The 15717-nt window shown below is 48.1% G+C and carries 14 protein-coding genes; 7 read left to right on the top strand and 7 right to left on the bottom strand.

The window, feature by feature from the left end:
* The first annotated feature begins 516 nt into the window (after positions 1 to 516).
* Together mgtA and mgtU are read left to right on the top strand one after the other, a co-directional pair.
* Entirely contained in the window at positions 517 to 3219 is a 2703-nt protein-coding gene (mgtA, locus tag ACXKZD_RS04595) for a magnesium-translocating P-type ATPase (protein WP_033786760.1), read from the top strand.
* A gap of 10 nt (positions 3220 to 3229) precedes the next feature.
* Positions 3230 to 3316, top strand: coding sequence for a magnesium transporter protection protein MgtU (gene mgtU / locus ACXKZD_RS04600; RefSeq protein WP_350029534.1), 87 nt, complete (start codon positions 3230 to 3232; stop codon positions 3314 to 3316).
* Between the two features lie 66 nt (positions 3317 to 3382).
* On the opposite strand, the gene ACXKZD_RS04605 is transcribed toward mgtU, so the two are convergent.
* From ACXKZD_RS04605 to ACXKZD_RS04630, 6 genes are all read right to left on the bottom strand, one after another.
* On the bottom strand, positions 3383 to 4237 hold the full coding sequence (locus tag ACXKZD_RS04605; RefSeq protein ID WP_010257738.1) for a PA4780 family RIO1-like protein kinase: 855 nt from the start codon (positions 4235 to 4237) through the stop codon (positions 3383 to 3385).
* Between the two features lie 326 nt (positions 4238 to 4563).
* A complete protein-coding gene (locus ACXKZD_RS04610; RefSeq protein WP_192072718.1) occupies positions 4564 to 5052 on the bottom strand; it encodes a cold-shock protein in 489 nt (162 codons plus the stop codon).
* Positions 5053 to 5388: 336 nt separating this feature from the next.
* On the bottom strand, positions 5389 to 5634 hold the full coding sequence (locus tag ACXKZD_RS04615; RefSeq protein WP_010672163.1) for a YmjA family protein: 246 nt from the start codon (positions 5632 to 5634) through the stop codon (positions 5389 to 5391).
* Positions 5635 to 5882: 248 nt separating this feature from the next.
* Complete coding sequence (locus ACXKZD_RS04620) at positions 5883 to 6344, bottom strand: hypothetical protein (protein WP_488981891.1); 462 nt, start codon at positions 6342 to 6344, stop codon at positions 5883 to 5885.
* A 90-nt stretch (positions 6345 to 6434) separates the two neighbouring features.
* On the bottom strand, positions 6435 to 6731 hold the full coding sequence (locus ACXKZD_RS04625) for a contact-dependent growth inhibition system immunity protein (RefSeq protein WP_207254612.1): 297 nt from the start codon (positions 6729 to 6731) through the stop codon (positions 6435 to 6437).
* Between the two features lie 7 nt (positions 6732 to 6738).
* Entirely contained in the window at positions 6739 to 7116 is a 378-nt protein-coding gene (locus ACXKZD_RS04630) for an RNase A-like domain-containing protein (RefSeq protein WP_488981892.1), read from the bottom strand.
* A 974-nt stretch (positions 7117 to 8090) separates the two neighbouring features.
* On the opposite strand from ACXKZD_RS04630, the gene ACXKZD_RS04635 reads away from it, so the two are divergent.
* Together ACXKZD_RS04635 and ACXKZD_RS04640 are read left to right on the top strand one after the other, a co-directional pair.
* Entirely contained in the window at positions 8091 to 9035 is a 945-nt protein-coding gene (locus ACXKZD_RS04635; protein ID WP_346552831.1) for a hypothetical protein, read from the top strand.
* Positions 9032 to 9304 carry a hypothetical protein gene (locus ACXKZD_RS04640; RefSeq protein ID WP_128088276.1) on the top strand — a complete coding sequence of 91 codons (273 nt, stop codon included), beginning with the start codon at positions 9032 to 9034 and terminating at the stop codon, positions 9302 to 9304. Before ACXKZD_RS04635 ends, ACXKZD_RS04640 begins: the two co-directional genes overlap by 4 nt.
* Before the next feature lie 18 nt (positions 9305 to 9322).
* Here the strand turns inward: ACXKZD_RS04640 and ACXKZD_RS04645 are convergent, their stop codons facing one another.
* Positions 9323 to 9649 (bottom strand): hypothetical protein, encoded by a 327-nt coding sequence (locus ACXKZD_RS04645; RefSeq protein WP_457175037.1) that lies wholly within the window; start codon positions 9647 to 9649, stop codon positions 9323 to 9325.
* Positions 9650 to 9786: 137 nt separating this feature from the next.
* On the opposite strand from ACXKZD_RS04645, the gene ACXKZD_RS04650 reads away from it, so the two are divergent.
* From ACXKZD_RS04650 to ACXKZD_RS04660, 3 genes are all read left to right on the top strand, one after another.
* Positions 9787 to 10889 (top strand): IS3 family transposase gene (locus ACXKZD_RS04650; RefSeq protein WP_488981893.1). Its coding sequence is split into 2 segments (ribosomal slippage): positions 9787 to 10045 and positions 10045 to 10889, totalling 1104 coding nucleotides; the frame shifts between segments, so codons are not numbered across the junction.
* Positions 10890 to 11428: 539 nt separating this feature from the next.
* A complete protein-coding gene (locus ACXKZD_RS04655) occupies positions 11429 to 13738 on the top strand; it encodes an AAA family ATPase (RefSeq protein ID WP_488981894.1) in 2310 nt (769 codons plus the stop codon).
* Positions 13735 to 15684, top strand: a complete 1950-nt coding sequence (locus ACXKZD_RS04660) for a UvrD-helicase domain-containing protein (RefSeq protein WP_488981895.1) — start codon at positions 13735 to 13737, stop codon at positions 15682 to 15684. The genes ACXKZD_RS04655 and ACXKZD_RS04660 overlap by 4 nt, the downstream gene beginning before the upstream one ends.
* Positions 15685 to 15717 lie beyond the last annotated feature (33 nt).

A 15717-nucleotide genomic window follows, 5' to 3' on the forward strand; every position in this document is an offset into this window, starting at 1 on the left:
GGCAACCTGAGCAGAAACAAATCTTCAACGAAACCGTTATTCAATACGTTATTGCTTTACCGACGCCGGCCTCTCTTTATAATGGCGGCAGATAACTTCAGGAGAATTCAGTTGGACAGTCACCCGAGATTAACCTTTATTCTGGCAAGCTGAGTTTCCTCTGCTGCTTGCCAACCGGCGAGCAGCGATCCCCGCTTTAATTAACGATCGCGCTCCTTATTTTTAATCCTGCTATCACCAGGAGTGCGCGTTATGCTGCTGTTTATATTCGCTCTTTTTCCTCCGCCCCGTCTGGCGTAGCCCAGGCTGCGCCCAATCGCTGATATCAGACTTTTAAAACGCCGCGTATAACCGGCGTCAGGTAACCCTGTGCGCGTCATTATTTTGTGTGCAGGCGGAATAACCTGACTGTTTCTGAAAGTCACCCCATTAAATAACCCGGCTACGCCAGGTTTTATCCATGCACGTTATTTCCCGTGCAGGACAACTATTGCTTTAAATCAGGGAGATGTCGAAATGAGCGACATGAAACTGGAACAGGTTGCGATCACTTCATCCGGCAACCGTAATGATAAAAAAAGTAAAAAAATGTTTGCCGTGGCGCAGCAGGCAGACCAGCACATTGATAGGACGCTGGCGAACCTGCGTAGTCAGCGTCAGGGTCTGACTCAGGCTGAGGCGGCGAAACGACTGGCTTTGTATGGCCGTAATGAAGTGGCGCATGAGAAAGCGCCACCCGCGCTGATTCAGCTGCTGATGGCGTTTAATAACCCGTTTATCTACGTATTACTGGTCCTGGCGCTGGTGAGCCTGTTTACCGACTATATTCTGCCGCTGCGCGCCGGTCAGGAGACCGATCTCTCCGGCGTGATCATCATCTTCACCATGGTGATGCTGAGCGGGCTGCTGCGCTTCTGGCAGGAGTTTCGCACTAACCGTGCGGCGCAGGCACTGAAGTCACTGGTGCGCAGCCAGGTCACCGTGTTGCGCCGTGAGCCAGGCAGCGAAACCGCGCAGCGTCAGGATGTGGATATGAGTGAACTGGTGCCGGGCGATATCATTCTGCTCAGCACCGGCGATCAGGTGCCTGCCGATGTCCGTCTGCTGAGTTCACGTAATCTGTTTATCAGTGAAGCAGTACTGACCGGCGAGTCGCTGCCGGTTGAGAAACAGAGCAGCGATGCGGGTATCGATGCCGAAGGTCAGACCGCCCAGGAGCGGCTGGCATCACCGAATATCTGCCTGATGGGCACCAGCGTGGCCAGCGGCACAGCCAGCGCAGTCGTGGTAGCGACGGGTGGCGAAACCTGGTTCGGCTCCCTGGCCTCATCGCTGACCGGAAGCCGTCCGCAGACCGCCTTTGACCGCGGGGTGAACAGCGTCAGCAAGCTGCTGATCCGCTTTATGCTGGTGATGGTTCCGGTGGTGCTGCTGATTAACGGCTTCACCAAAGGCGACTGGATGGATGCCACGCTGTTTGCACTGGCCGTCGCGGTCGGACTGACCCCGGAAATGCTGCCGATGATTGTCAGCGCCAACCTGGCTAAGGGCGCGATTGCGATGTCACGCCGCAAAGTGATCGTTAAAAAGCTCAACGCCATTCAGAACCTCGGCGCGATGGATGTGCTGTGCACCGATAAAACCGGCACGCTGACCCAGGACACCATCCTGCTGGCGCATCATCTGGATGCGCGGGGCAACGAAGATGCACAGGTGCTGCTGCTGGCATGGCTCAATAGCGGCAGCCAGAGTGGCGCGAAAAACCTGATGGATCGCGCCTTACTCTGCGCGGGCGACAAGGTCATTTCACAGTCTCAGCGCAGCCAGTTCCAGCTGATCGATGAGCTGCCGTTTGATTTTACCCGCCGTCGGGTGTCGGTGCTGGTGGAGGATCTGACTCAGCATCGTTCACAACTGATCTGCAAAGGCGCAGTGGAAGAGATGCTGGCAGTGAGCATTGCCGTGCGGCAGGGCGACACGGTGGTCGCACTGGATGCGGCACAGCGTGCGGCGCTGCTGGCGCAGACTGAACACTATCATCAGCAGGGCTATCGCGTGCTGCTGGTGGCGACCCGTGATGGCGAGCTGCACGCGCCGCTCAGCGACAGTGATGAGCGCGATCTGATTATCCAGGGAATGCTGACCTTCCGCGATCCGCCTAAAGCCAGCGCGGGCAAAGCGATTAAAGCCCTGCGTGACAGCGGTGTGACGGTGAAAGTACTGACCGGTGACAATCCGCTGGTGACGCTGCGGGTCTGTGCCGATGTCGGGCTGACCGATCCGGCGATGCTGACCGGCGATCAGATTGAGGCGATGAACGATGATGAGCTGGCGCAGGAAGCTGAACGCTGCACCCTGTTTGCTCAGCTGACGCCGCTGCAGAAATCCCGTCTGGTGCGGCTGATGCAGCAGAACGGTCACACCGTCGGGTTCCTGGGCGATGGCATTAACGACGCGCCTGCGCTGCGGGCAGCCGACACCGGGATTTCCGTGGACAGCGCGGCGGATGTGGCGAAAGCCTCATCGGACATCATCCTGCTGGAGAAGGATTTACAGGTGCTGAATGAGGGTGTACTCAAAGGACGCGAGACCTTTGGCAACATCATCAAGTATCTCAATATGACCGCCAGCTCCAACTTCGGCAACGTTTTCTCGCTGCTGGTGGCCAGTGCCTTTATTCCGTTTCTGCCGATGCTGTCGATTCATCTGCTGATTCAGAACCTGATGTATGACGTTTCCCAGCTGGCGCTGCCGTGGGACAAGGTTGACCGTGAGTTTCTGAATAAGCCGCGTAAATGGGATGCCGGCAACATCAAACGCTTCATGCTGTGGATGGGCCCGACTTCGTCAATTTTTGACGTCACCACCTTTGCGCTGATGTGGTTTGTTTTCGGCGCTAACCATGCAGGCGTGCAGTCGCTGTTCCAGTCCGGCTGGTTTATTGAGGGGCTGCTGTCACAGACGCTGGTGGTGCATATGCTGCGTACCCGGAAGATTCCGTTTATCCAGAGTCGCGCCACCTTACCGGTGATGCTGACTACGCTGGCGGTGATGGCGCTGGGCATCCTGATCCCGTTCTCACCGCTGGGTGCGATGGTCGGTCTGGTGCCACTGCCATGGCAATATTTCCCGTGGCTGGTGCTTACGCTGTTCAGCTACTGCCTGGTGGCGCAGGGCATGAAGCGTTTCTACATCCGTCGCTTTGGTCAGTGGTTCTAGGGAGGAGAAGATGAAAAAAAGCAGGCTCGATAAGGTCTTTGTCGGCGTGATGATCATCGGCTTAACTCTGATTGCGCTGACGGTCATCGTGCGGTGATGGCGTTGTGATAGTGCGGTAAGTGAGAGGCAGCGAGGCGACTCGCTGCCTTTTTTATTGAGGCAGTTACTCTTCGTCGCGCTCACGGCTGGCGCGCTGGCGCTCGTAATATTCATCTTCTGCGGTGATGATCTCATCCATCAGAGAATCCATATCGACTACGCGCTCCTCTTCCACAAACTTCCCGGTAAGCGGCGTTTCCGGCGTCAGCTTGCCATCTTCATAGAGCAGCCAGATCTCTTTGGCATAGCGCGTCTTCAACAGCTGCGGAGCGAACTGACCGTAGTAAGAGGTGATGTTGTCCACGTCACGTTCAAACATCGACTCGGCATGGTTGTTGGCCGCCGCATCAACTGCCTGTGGCAGGTCGATAATCACCGGCCCCTGGTCATCCAGCAGCACGTTGAACTCGGATAAGTCACCGTGAACGATACCGGCACAGAGCATGCGAACGATGTTACGGATCATGGTATGGAAATCCGTTACCGCCTGCTCTTCAGACAGAGAGACATCGCTGAGACGTGGCGCGACCGAGCCATTGGCATCGGTCACCAGTTCCATCAGTAACACACCGTCGATGCAGAGATAAGGCTGTGGCACGCGAACACCGGCGTTCGCCAGGCGGAACAGGGCATCTACTTCGGCGGTCTGCCAGGACTCTTCCTGCTGCTTACGGCCGAACTTTGTGCCTTTCTGCATGGCGCGGGCGTTACGGCTGTTACGGGTTTTACGGCCTTCCTGATACTGCACCGCCTGCTTGAAGCTACGCTGGGTCGCTTCTTTATAGACTTTGGCGCACTGCACCTTGCCGCCGCATAGCACGGTATAGACGTCTGCTTCTTTGCCGCTTTTCAGCCGCTGCAGGACATCGTCAATCAGGCCGTCATCGACCAGGGGCTGGATTCTGTTTGGGATTTTCATGCGGCTTTATACCTTATTTCACCCGCTTTTCGTATCACTTTGCGATGATGGAAAACATTGGCAATGACTGAACAAAGTTTCTAATTCTACCCTGGAAAGTCGCTTTGTGGGGATGAACCTTGATGAGCTGCGCTTTTGACCTTTGTTTTATCATAAACAATGGATTAGAGGGGAGAGCAGGACGGTTTTATCCGCCAGAGCAACGCTTTGTTATGTATCAGCCCTGTGGGCGGGGATTTCGTGTCAGAGAAATGTGCCTGAATAGCAGGCTAGCGGGAGGCTGAAGGCCGGAATTCTGCTAACAGAATTTCGGCCTGCCTTCGGGATTACTTCAGGCCTTTAAGCACTTTAACCGTGCTTTCAATGTCGATCTCGTCTTCAGAGAAGATCAGTGTCGTACCCTGGAAGGTGGTGACCGCCAGCTTTTTCAGCGAGCGCATCTCATTGGCGTTCGGGTCATTTTTCGGCCGGATATTATTCAGCAGCAGTCCCACTGACAACACCGCGTTCTCTTTATCGACACCGGCATCGACCGGCACTTCTTCGTTGTAGACCAGATAAGACTTAATCGAGGTGATCTTGAGCCGCTCGCCTGCGATATAGATGTATTTGCTTGTCGGCGCGACCTTCACCGCATAGGCGGATAAGCCCTTGTTGTTGGTGGTGGGTTCAAAGGTCACCGCCGCATCTTTCTTGATCAGATCAGGATTGGCGACCTTAATCACATGAAAATAGCGGTTATCACCGTTTTCATCTTTGATAAAGCCAAAACCTTTATCTTCAAACCAGGTTGTGATCGTTCCGTTCATCGCCATTTTTGCCTGCTTAATCTACTCGGTTTTTTACAGCGCGCAGTGTAAAACACAATGCCTGCGCAGACTATATAAGTCTGGATGATAATTTTCAGGTGCGCCAGAGGATGTGGGGCGGAAGGGGACTTTGTGGCTGGTTAAGGCGAGAGCGATGGAGTGTGTAGCGGCAGATAAAGACGAAGTGATGGGTTGGTAGAGCAGGTAACGGACATCAGCCACGTGAGACACGTGGCTGTCAGCATTGTGCGTTGTTACGGGAATACCGGCGGGCGAATGCGGTACTGAGTCAGGCAGATTAACCGGCAAACTGCGCAAAGCTCGTCTGCCGGTGAATGTCTGTTACTCGTTGCCCCAGCGGTTCAGGAACTCCGCAATTTCATCAATACGCTGCTCATCAATACCCGCTTCACGCGCCATATCCTGCTGCGACTCTTCACTGATCTCTTCGTTGTTCATCAGACGGGTGATCAGCAGCTGGAAGTAATGCGCCAGTGGGGTACGTTCAGCTTCGCTCACCGGCTTAGCGGACTCCGTCGCATACTCATCTGCGACATCATAGTATTTGAGAGAGATTTCGTTATTCATAGGGTGTCCGCAGAGTTGAGTTTGGGTTTAAGCGTTGGCAGGGCATTGTGGCCCGGCGTAGAGGGGTATTATTTCGTGTTTGGGTTGGGGCTGTAAAGGGGGAGTGGGGAGGCGGAAGGGAGTGTAAGAAGGGCTGGTCTTTCAGATTGGGAAAGTGCCTGCGCGTTATCTGTTGCCAGCGAAACGCCTGATACAGAGATTATGGGTATCACCAGACGTATAGCTATCTCATCCACTAAGGCGTTCAGTCAGATAGAGGGGCAGGGCTTTGCATCAATCGAAAGGTATGTTTTGAGACCCGAGGCACGCTTGACTCCACGCGGATCCGAAACAAAAGGAAGACGGAGCTTTGGGCTGTCATTCACTTTTATCACCCATGCAGAATGGCCGATGAAATTGAAGCAGATATATTTGTCATGCACAGACAGCTGTTCAAAAGAACCGGATGAGTATTCATTGCCAATCTGCAGGCTTTCAAGCTTTCCCTGACTCAAACTGATGAGCGTGACGGTAAGGGATTCCTCGAAAATGACATCATCAGTCGTGAACAGAATATATCTGTCACTATCCACCTTAACAGCCCCTTCCAGTTCCTGTCCGTCAATGGTGATACCTGTCGGTTTATCCCCAACAATAACTTCAGATGTTGCCTGTATGAAATCAGAGGCTTTGCTTTTCTCAATGAGCTTAACCGAAGCTATTTGTTCCATTCCTGTCACCATAAACGTCCTATTTCAAATGCAGCAAGTGCACCACCAACAAACCTACCAATCAGTTCACGAATGGGTGCGCACGCAATATCACTTTTGATCGTATCTTTTAATGCTTTCAAGGAAATAGAGCAAAAAACTGCTGGCGTAATCAGGTGAAATATCTTGCCAGCGCTGAGAAAACTCTTCCTTTATCTCTTCTTCTGACAGTTTGAGAAAGTCATTAATTTCTTTACGTAAATCACATCTTTCTTCTGGAGAAGCTTCGTCAACGACTACATCAATGGCACCATCCATCGTATCAGCGCCAGTGATAACGTCGAAGTCCTGATTAAGGGTTCCCACAATGCATAAATCTAAGTTTGGAGCAAGAGGTGCGCGGCTCATGATCAACTCACTTATCTGGAAAAGAAGTGATTATATAATAAGGTTTGTTATTGTAAGTCTGATACTTGAGCGCAACTCTGATTTTAGTTGCTTTATACGTAGTGTTGCTCCCTTTCTGAACAACATAACCAACGGTTTTACCCATATCGTAACTTATCGTCATGTTATGTCGTGGTTTACTTGCAGCCCATAGTTTTATCCATTCCCGATTATTATGAAGTGCCTTTGATATGGCTGCTTCGGCAATCTCCAGCGATGAGAACGAACCAGATAGATCCAATACCCCATTGGATTGGATAATTCTTTCATGAAGTTCCTGGGGTGATTTTCCAATATGCTTTAAAAGCGTATGCCCGCCCGGTTTTAATCCAGAGACAGAATTCACTATACAATCTAATTCTAAGGTTAACCATAAAATATGGTATAGAAAATTATCTATCTGAATGTTTTATTAACATGATCAAATTATTTTAGTTTTGATCAGTAGTGCAATAATGGAAAGTGAAAAGCAACAGAAAAACCCTAATAAAAATGTATAATATAATGGTTTTAAGTTGTTTATTTTTTTTAGGTTTTGACCTTCATGTGCAAAGCTATAAGCATTGTCGTTCCTGTTTAAAAAGAAATTTTTTTATTTTTTTTTAATCGCATAAAAAAATAGGTCATTAGAGGTGAACCTATATATCCTATATTGCAGTGCAACAAGTAAGGGGCGGGCAGTGTATGCTTTTGTTGGAAGTCTGAGATCAATTCCTTGTAGCGAGACCTGTTCATTAGATACAAAAAAACGCTTACCACTAAGCAAATCAAAGGAAGCATCATTAAAACCATTATAGCCGACTTCATTCTTCAAATTCCCATGTATTCATAGATAGTATCCATTACAGAGTCACTCGCTTTAGCACCTACATAGCCATCAAGCTACTTATCTTTTCAGGTCGTTGAGGTATTGGATTAATTACTTATCCTGCAATTGCTGATTGTTAGGAAGACCAGTTCTATAGCGCTCAAGATAACGTACAAATCTTTCCTCCTGAGCCCATGTTGTTGCATCGTGTTCTGTCAGCTTTAAGATTTCATTTACATATATTTCTGATAGCGGGATTGAAAACGGGAAGCTGCTCTTTTTCTTACCACTCTCGTTTTTTTATATTTTTATTATTCAGGGTTAGGTTGGGTTTTTGATTTAAATCATAATTTTAATGCTGTCAGTTTATAATGAATTTTTAAAAAAGCTAAATGATAAGTGGACATATCTTCTTCGTTCAGAGCAAACAAACATGATAAGCAAAACTACTGGATAATGCAGTATTCAAGAGTTATTCTGCAGGCAGCTTAACATATAACTGAGGATAGAGAATGGAAGTTATCCCTAGCGATATACAGTCAAGGCTACAATTAGTCATCTCGAAAGCGGCAGTGCTCTTACCATCTGACATAGGTCAACAGCTTCTTGCTATGGTCACCCCCTCAGCATTAGCAACTATGGCGGGGGTAATCGTGGTTTGGGCTGGTGCGCACTTTTTTGGGATTGGTGAAATCGCTGATTTAGTGCTTCTCATTGTAGGTTGGGTAGCAGTAGGGGGCGTAGCGCTTGAAGCGGCTAAGAAGTTGTTTGATTTTGCAACGAAGACTAACGCAGCTCGTAGCGAAGGAGATCTTGACGTTGCTGCTAAGGATTTAGCAGACGCGATCACTCTGTTAGGCGTTAATGCTGTCCTCGCACTTCTTTTAAAGAAGAAGCCTGGTGATACATTTAAAACTCCTTTCAGGGGAGTAAAAATGCCTAGATACAGCAGCGATATTGGAAGGAAAATGAACCTGCCTCGCAATGGAGGTTGGCGTTATACTCCTAAGATAAAAATCACAAAGCATAGTGACGTCGTTCAGGGACGCACAAAACCTTGGGGGGACGTAGAAGTAGGACGCAACTACTATCCTGGTGCAATGTCGAAAGATGACGCCTATTTGCAGATGCTTTCAACTCTTTATCATGAACAGGTACACATGGCGATTGCGCCTAAGTTCTATTTATTAAGAGAACTTAGGGTTTTCATGAGACAAAGCGCATATAATAAATCATATATATTACGATATCTGGAAGAGTCACTTGCTGAAACTATTGGCTTATTAAGAGCCAGAGGGATGAGTAGAGGATATATCATTGAAGGCTTCAAATTCCCTCTTGGAAATACTTACGAAATTACATATACATTATTGCGGCATGAAACAGCAGGTATTCTTTTGGGGCCAGTAGTGGTTGGAGGGTTAATGTATAATGTTTGGTATGGAGTTCAGCAATGATATCGGAAAATAAAGCTGTTGAAATTGCCAAAGAATATGCAAGGGTAACAGGTCATGGTTGGGACGAACGTTTTCATGAGGCTGTTAGATCGTCTTTTGATGGTAAATCTGTTTGGGTTATTTCAACCTCAGATTTGAAATTTTCTGAAGATCTTCCATGGATGATGGAAAACATGCCAAATCCAATTAAATATTATATAGATGTCTTTAGTGGTGAATGTATTGCTGTAGGGGGAAGAGGTAGTGCGATTCTTCGATTAAATAAATGAAAATATTCATTAGCGACTTTATAAAATATGAGAGTGTTTTCTCAAAAATCTAAATGCTTTGTATGCAGGCTTCAAAGGAATAAAAGTATACAGAATTGTGAAGCCTGCTAACAGCGTTATCGAATAAGATACAATGTTTTCTTGTGTACCACTGCTAATGGTATAAATGAGTCCTGCCAGAAGGATTGCTATTAATATCATTGCAACTATGAATCTTTTCTTTAACTGTGAAAGGAGCCAGGGATAAGGAAAACCTTCTTTCTCAGAATGATGACGTATCACAGAAACTTCCTTTGGGGTAAATCCCTCTTCTAATAGCATTTTTTCTATATCAAATTTATTCATAATTAATTAGTGTCTTTTGTTTGATTGTTGGCTTTTTATAACAAAATTTAGTTACTTGGTACAATTGACCTGCTCCCCCGTTGATTAATACACCGCGATGTTAGAAATGTCTTCATAAGCCACATGAGCACATCCCCATGAAGAGGCGTTTTTCCGACGAACAGATCATCAGTATTCTCCGCGAGGCTGAAGCCGGAGTTCCTGCCCGGGAACTCTGCCGTAAGCACGCCATTTCCGACGCCACGTTTTATACCTGGCGTAAGAAGTATGGCGGCATGGAGGTGCCTGAGGTTAAGCGCCTGAAGTCACTTGAGGAAGAGAACGCCAGACTCAGGAAGCTGCTCGCCGAGGCCATGCTGGATAAGGAGGTGCTTCAGGTGGCTCCTGGGCGAAAGTACTGACGACAGACCAGAAGCGCGAAGTCGTGGTGTTGATGTGTGATGCGACCGGCCTGTCACAACGTCGTGCCTGCAGACTCACAGGTTTGTCCCTGTCGACCTGGCGCTATGACGCTCAGCGTCCGGCGGCTGATGCCCATTTATCAGGGCGCATTACTGAACTGGCACTGGAGCGCAGGCGTTTTGGCTACCGCCGCATATGGCAGTTACTGCGTCTTGAAGGGCTTCTGGTTTATCACAAGCGCGTGTACCGCCTTTATCATCTGAACGGGCTGGGCGTTAAACGCAGACGTCGTCGTAAAGGGCTTGCAACAGAACGTCTGCCGCTGCTCCGCCCGGCGGCGCCCAACATGACCCGGTCGATGGATTTCGTCATGGATGCGCTGGCTACCGGTCGCAGGATCAAGTGCCTTACCTGCGTCGATGACTTCACAAAGGAATGCCTGACGGTCACTGTTGCCTTCGGGATTTCAGGCGTGCAGGTCACGCGTATTCTGGACAGCATTGCGCTGTTTCGCGGCTATCCGGCTACGATAAGAACCGATCAGGGTCCGGAGTTTACCTGCCGCGCGCTCGATCAGTGGGCCTTTGAGCATGGAGTGGAGCTGCGACTTATCCAGCCCGGCAAGCCGACACAGAACGGATTTATTGAGAGTTTTAACGGACGCTTTCGCGATGAATGCCTGAATGAACACTGGTTCAGCGACGTCAGTCATGCCAGGAAAACCATCAGCGAATGGCGTCAGGATTATAATGAGTGCCGCCCGCACTCCACGCTGAATTATCAGACGCCGTCTGAAGTTGCAGTGAGCTGGAGAAAGGGTAATTCTGAGAGTGAATGATCCGACATTACTAACTGAGTTTTGTATTTAATCCTGGGGGCAGGTCACTGATTTTAGTTGCTTTATACGCAGTGTTGCCCCCTTTCTGAACAACATAACCAATGGTTTTACTCGTATCGTAACATGCTGGCTATAGTCTGAGACTATCCAAACTGTAGAGCACTCGGGAGTGGTATCAAACTTAAACTGGAATTTGCTGTGTATGGATTGGGTAGAGGATCTACCCAAGAAACGATGTCGCAGTGGGCTCTCAGGAAGGATTTATATTTGAAAATAGTCCTTGAACAAGTTGGATTACGTCATTGCGCGAACCTATAGGCCATGTTGATTGAAGATCTGATGCCCAAAACGCTGTGACATGAATCAGTTAAAGTATATTTAAGGATTGGCATTTTTTAGCGAAGCGGTAATATGACTTGCCGTGTCAATTCTTTTATATTTGTGCCTCAACAGCATCAAGGTTGAAGGACTTGGTCTTACGGTGTGGCGCTAAGCTACTGCAGGTTGGCGCATTCCTACAAGGATTGAGAGGAGCCAAAATGTCAGAAGCAATCGCAACAACACCATTGTCTGGACACATATCACTAAGATTTATTGAACTCTCCCAATTCCGTCGACTCGGTAAGGTCCAAGTGGACGTTGATCCAAAGACGACTATCCTCGTCGGCGCAAATAATAGCGGCAAAACGTCAATTCTGGCTGCACTTCGGCACTTCCTCGCAGATAGTTCACCATTTGGTGCTTTCGACATAAGTATTTCTCAATGGCCAAAATTGCGGGAACTTGGAAGGGCTTGGGATGCATTAGAGGAAGATCCATCTACGTCTGGCGCATCCGAAGATGTGTGGAAAGAGCAACTTGAAACCTTACTTTCAGCTATGCCAACTCTAGACCTATGGTTCGATGCTAAGGCCGGTATGTTCCACTATGTCTCTCCGTTTCTATCAAAATTTAGCTGGAAAGGCGGCGCAGTAGGTGTCCGATTACGTCTTGAGCCAGCTACTAACATTGAGGATTTGAAACAGTTAGCATGGAAGTATCACATGGTGAGAAGGCCTGTAAAGGATATGGGGAACAATTCTCTTGCTTGGCCTATTGATCTACTAGATTTTTGGCTCCGCGAAGCATACTTGTTGGGCCAAGTTCGAGCTTACAAGTTGGATGCTGATAACAATCCTTTGGACGGAATGAAGACCTATGCTAGCCAGATACTAAATGCTGACTCTAGCCCAATTGATCGAAAACATCTGCAAAAGCTTATACGGGTAGATTTTGTAGCGGCACAACGTGGTCTTGGTAGCGAGGAAGCTGATTCGCGATCTGCTTCTGGCCCTCATCGCATAGGTTTGTTTTCCAATCAGCTACTCAAATTTGCTCGACAGCACCTAAATGTGGCTGCAACAGGTCATGGGCACCGAGCTGACCTCATAAAAGCTGTTGCTGAGGCCCAGCAGGAACTGGATAAGAAGATTCATGAGGCTATTGGACCTTCGGTAGAAGAGGTTAAAGAGCTTGGCTACCCCGGCTTGCATGATCCTCAAGAGATCCGTTTCCGGACTCGTATACAAACAGCTGATTTACTGGACCATGGAACTGCTGTTCAATACAGTATGCTAAAGGATTCGTTAGAAGAGCTTCTGCCGGAATATTCCATAGGTCTTGGTTATCAGAATTTACAATCCCTTAGTTACCAACTTGTTTCTTTCAAAGCTGCTCGCCTAAATCCTGAAAAGGGCGCTCCCGCACCTGTTCATCTGGTTATGATTGAGGAGCCTGAGGCTCATTTGCACGTACAGGTACAACGTATTTTCTCGGGTAAGGCACATAAGCTCATCAGTCCTAACGGTAGCGATGAGTCAGGTCTTAAAAGCCAACTGATTATCAGTACTCATTCTAGCCATTTAGCTCATGCTGAGAATTTTGACCGGCTACGATATGTTCGCCGCGTTGCCAAGAGTGAAGAACAAAACATGCCTACCACTGAGGTGGTTAATCTTGGGCAAGTTTTTGGTGATGATAAAACAACCCGTCAATTCGCTGAACGTTATTTTCGCGTTCAACACACAGATCTTTTATTTGCCAATGCTGCAATCTTTGTCGAGGGGGTTGCTGAACGAATGCTGTTACCTCTTTTCATTGAAAGAGATTTTGCAGAACTCAACAGTCGCTATCTGTCCTTCCTTGATATTGGTGGCAGCCATGCTCATCGGCTAAGAGCTCTCGTTGAAAGACTCCGTATTCCAACTGTAATTATTACTGATATCGATCCAGTTGAAGAAAGACCAGGTAAGCCTAAAAAAAATGGGGATCCGACTACAACCTTAGTTGCTGTGGCTAATACAGGACAACCCGGACTGCAATGTGGGAACCCGACTCTTCGCGGATGGCACCCTAAGTTGCAACAGCTTGAGGATTTCAAGAACCCGAAAAATGAGCATCTTGTCTGGAAAGAAATTGCCGAGTGTTCTGTACGTTTTGCATGGCAGTTGCCTGTAGTCGAAGCTGATGGTCAATGGCCAAGTACTTTTGAAGACTCTCTAATTCTGAGAAATATCCCTTGGTTTAAGCAACTTATTGATGAAAAAGTCGATGGCGATGGGAAGCAAATCAAACCGCCGAAGGGAGCACTGGGCTCAGTAGCAAGACAGGTCGCTGAAAATGATAATATTCCAGAACTGCTCGCAGCTCTGCATAAATTAATGCATGGATCTTTTAATAAAGGAGACTTTGCCGCAAGTATCTTTGAAATGGTTGCTGCGGATGAGCCGATAGTCTGTCCTAAATATATCGAGGATGCATTGGAATGGCTCCAGACACAGCTTGAGCCAAGCAAGGAGGTGATGCCATGACTAACTCATCAGCCCTTGACGACAATGATCGCGATGCAGGGGTAGTTGAAGAGATTTGCGGCTACCTTACAGACATACCACCCCGTAACTACTTCCTTTTTGCAGGGGCTGGTTCTGGTAAAACACGAACTTTGGTAGAAGTTTTGCGTCGCCTTACTGGTGTGACTGAGCATGAGAAGGGGGGACAATTAGCACGGTCCCTGAAGATGTATGGGCGTTCGATTAGAGTTGTGACCTACACCAAGAATGCTGTCTCTGTAATCAACAGACGTCTTGGGGACAATAATTTAGTCAGTGTGTCTACCATCCATTCGTTTTGCTGGGAGTTAATTAATGGGTTCAACGATGACATTCGGGAGTCCCTTATAGCAGTAAAAGAAGCTCAACTCGCTAAAGAGACTGCAGAGGCACAAGCGAAACCGAGGGGTATTACTGCAGCAAAACAGCGTGACCTTGACGAAATCACGAATGAAATCGAGGTTCTTCGGACAACTGAAGTATTCAAATACCATCCCGATCGCAATACATATGGACCTGGTGCACTACCACACAATTACGTACTCGATGCGACAGCTTGGTTGCTTCAAAATAAGCCAACACTTCAATCCATTCTCAAAGATCGACATCCAATCATACTGATTGATGAGTCGCAGGACACGATGAAAGGTGTACTGGACTCCTTGATGGTGCTTGCCAAAAAAAGTGAGAGAGATTTGACTCTTGGTCTGCTGGGAGATCATCGACAACGAATTTATATGGATGGTCATGCCGATCTTCCAAGCATTGTTCCGGAAAGCTGGGCAACGCCTGAGTTACAAATGAATCATCGCAGTCAACGACGGATAGTCACACTGATTAATAAAATCTGGGAAACTGAATTTGAAGGCAGGACACAACCAACAAAGGGTTCAGCACAACATCCCCGAACGGAAAAAGCTGGTGGAACGGTTCGGCTCTTCTTGGGGGATACATCACGAAGTCCAGAAGATAAAGTGCTTAGTGAACGCTGGTGCGCTGAGCGAATGTTTGAAATTAGTGGTTTAGCAGATTGGAATCAAGGGCAATATCAGTTGCTTGCGCTTGAGCATAGGCTTGTCGCCACTCGTGGCTCGTTTCTTGATGTCTATGAGGCAATGGTTCTGTTAGATCACAACGCTGCAGCACCATCTGGCAGTGGGGACAATAAGGGGCCTTCAACAGTTCAAATTTTGCTTAATGAGCTGGCGCATTTAGAAGCCTGCGTCAGTGATGAAGGAATCGTTAATGAGTTTAAGGCCACCGAGGTTTTTCGACGTTATGGCGGTTTAGACAATATGCCTGAGGACTCAGAATCAAGAGTTGAACGTACTGATGAAATGCTCGAGGCGATAGCGATATTTGCAATGGCTTGCGCCAACTCTGAGTCAACGATCGCTGAGGTGTTAGCGCCAGTCTTGAGTGCAAACTTATTCGAGGTTGATCATCGACTCCTAGAGGCTTATGTCGACAAGTCACCAGCCCCGCAAGCTCCTGGACGTGGTGAGGATGAGTCAAAGCAAACCAGAATGCGCCGTGGATGGTGTGCACTGTTTGCGTCTCCATGGAAACAACTTAAGTGCTATCGGAATTACCTTGCTGGGATTTCAGAGCTCGCAACACATCAGGTAGTTAAAGGCTCTGAGTTCAATCACGTCATGGTTGTAATGGATGATGCTCTTGCTGGTGGGACTCTCATCAAGTACGACAAAATTTTTGGTGGTACGCAGTTAAGTCCAACAGATAAAAAGAATGCAGAGGCTGGTAAGGAGACAACAATTGACCGGACTTTACGTTTGCTGTACGTGACTTGTAGCAGGGCGCAAGAATCGCTAGCTTTAGTGCTTTGGTCGTCCGATCCTGCTGCAGCAATGGCTCGAATCGAGGAGAGCATGTGGTTTACTAAAGATGAAATACAGGTCATTCCATAGTGTCGCCTGAGGATAGATATGCTTACCTTATCT

The sequence above is a fragment of the Pantoea sp. ABR1s genome (assembly GCF_057812235.1).

Excerpts from the sequence above, each read along its gene's own strand:
- ACXKZD_RS04640 (WP_128088276.1), top strand. The coding sequence starts at position 9,032 with ATGATATCGGAAAATAAAGCTGTTGAAATTGCCAAAGAATATGCAAGG.
- ACXKZD_RS04620 (WP_488981891.1), bottom strand. The coding sequence starts at position 6,344 with ATGGAACAAATAGCTTCGGTTAAGCTCATTGAGAAAAGCAAAGCCTCT.
- ACXKZD_RS04635 (WP_346552831.1), top strand. The coding sequence starts at position 8,091 with ATGGAAGTTATCCCTAGCGATATACAGTCAAGGCTACAATTAGTCATC.
- mgtA (WP_033786760.1), top strand. The coding sequence starts at position 517 with ATGAGCGACATGAAACTGGAACAGGTTGCGATCACTTCATCCGGCAAC.
- ACXKZD_RS04615 (WP_010672163.1), bottom strand. The coding sequence starts at position 5,634 with ATGAATAACGAAATCTCTCTCAAATACTATGATGTCGCAGATGAGTAT.
- ACXKZD_RS04645 (WP_457175037.1), bottom strand. The coding sequence starts at position 9,649 with ATGAATAAATTTGATATAGAAAAAATGCTATTAGAAGAGGGATTTACC.
- ACXKZD_RS04660 (WP_488981895.1), top strand. The coding sequence starts at position 13,735 with ATGACTAACTCATCAGCCCTTGACGACAATGATCGCGATGCAGGGGTA.
- ACXKZD_RS04655 (WP_488981894.1), top strand. The coding sequence starts at position 11,429 with ATGTCAGAAGCAATCGCAACAACACCATTGTCTGGACACATATCACTA.
- ACXKZD_RS04610 (WP_192072718.1), bottom strand. The coding sequence starts at position 5,052 with ATGGCGATGAACGGAACGATCACAACCTGGTTTGAAGATAAAGGTTTT.
- ACXKZD_RS04625 (WP_207254612.1), bottom strand. The coding sequence starts at position 6,731 with ATGAGCCGCGCACCTCTTGCTCCAAACTTAGATTTATGCATTGTGGGA.
- mgtU (WP_350029534.1), top strand. The coding sequence starts at position 3,230 with ATGAAAAAAAGCAGGCTCGATAAGGTCTTTGTCGGCGTGATGATCATC.
- ACXKZD_RS04605 (WP_010257738.1), bottom strand. The coding sequence starts at position 4,237 with ATGAAAATCCCAAACAGAATCCAGCCCCTGGTCGATGACGGCCTGATT.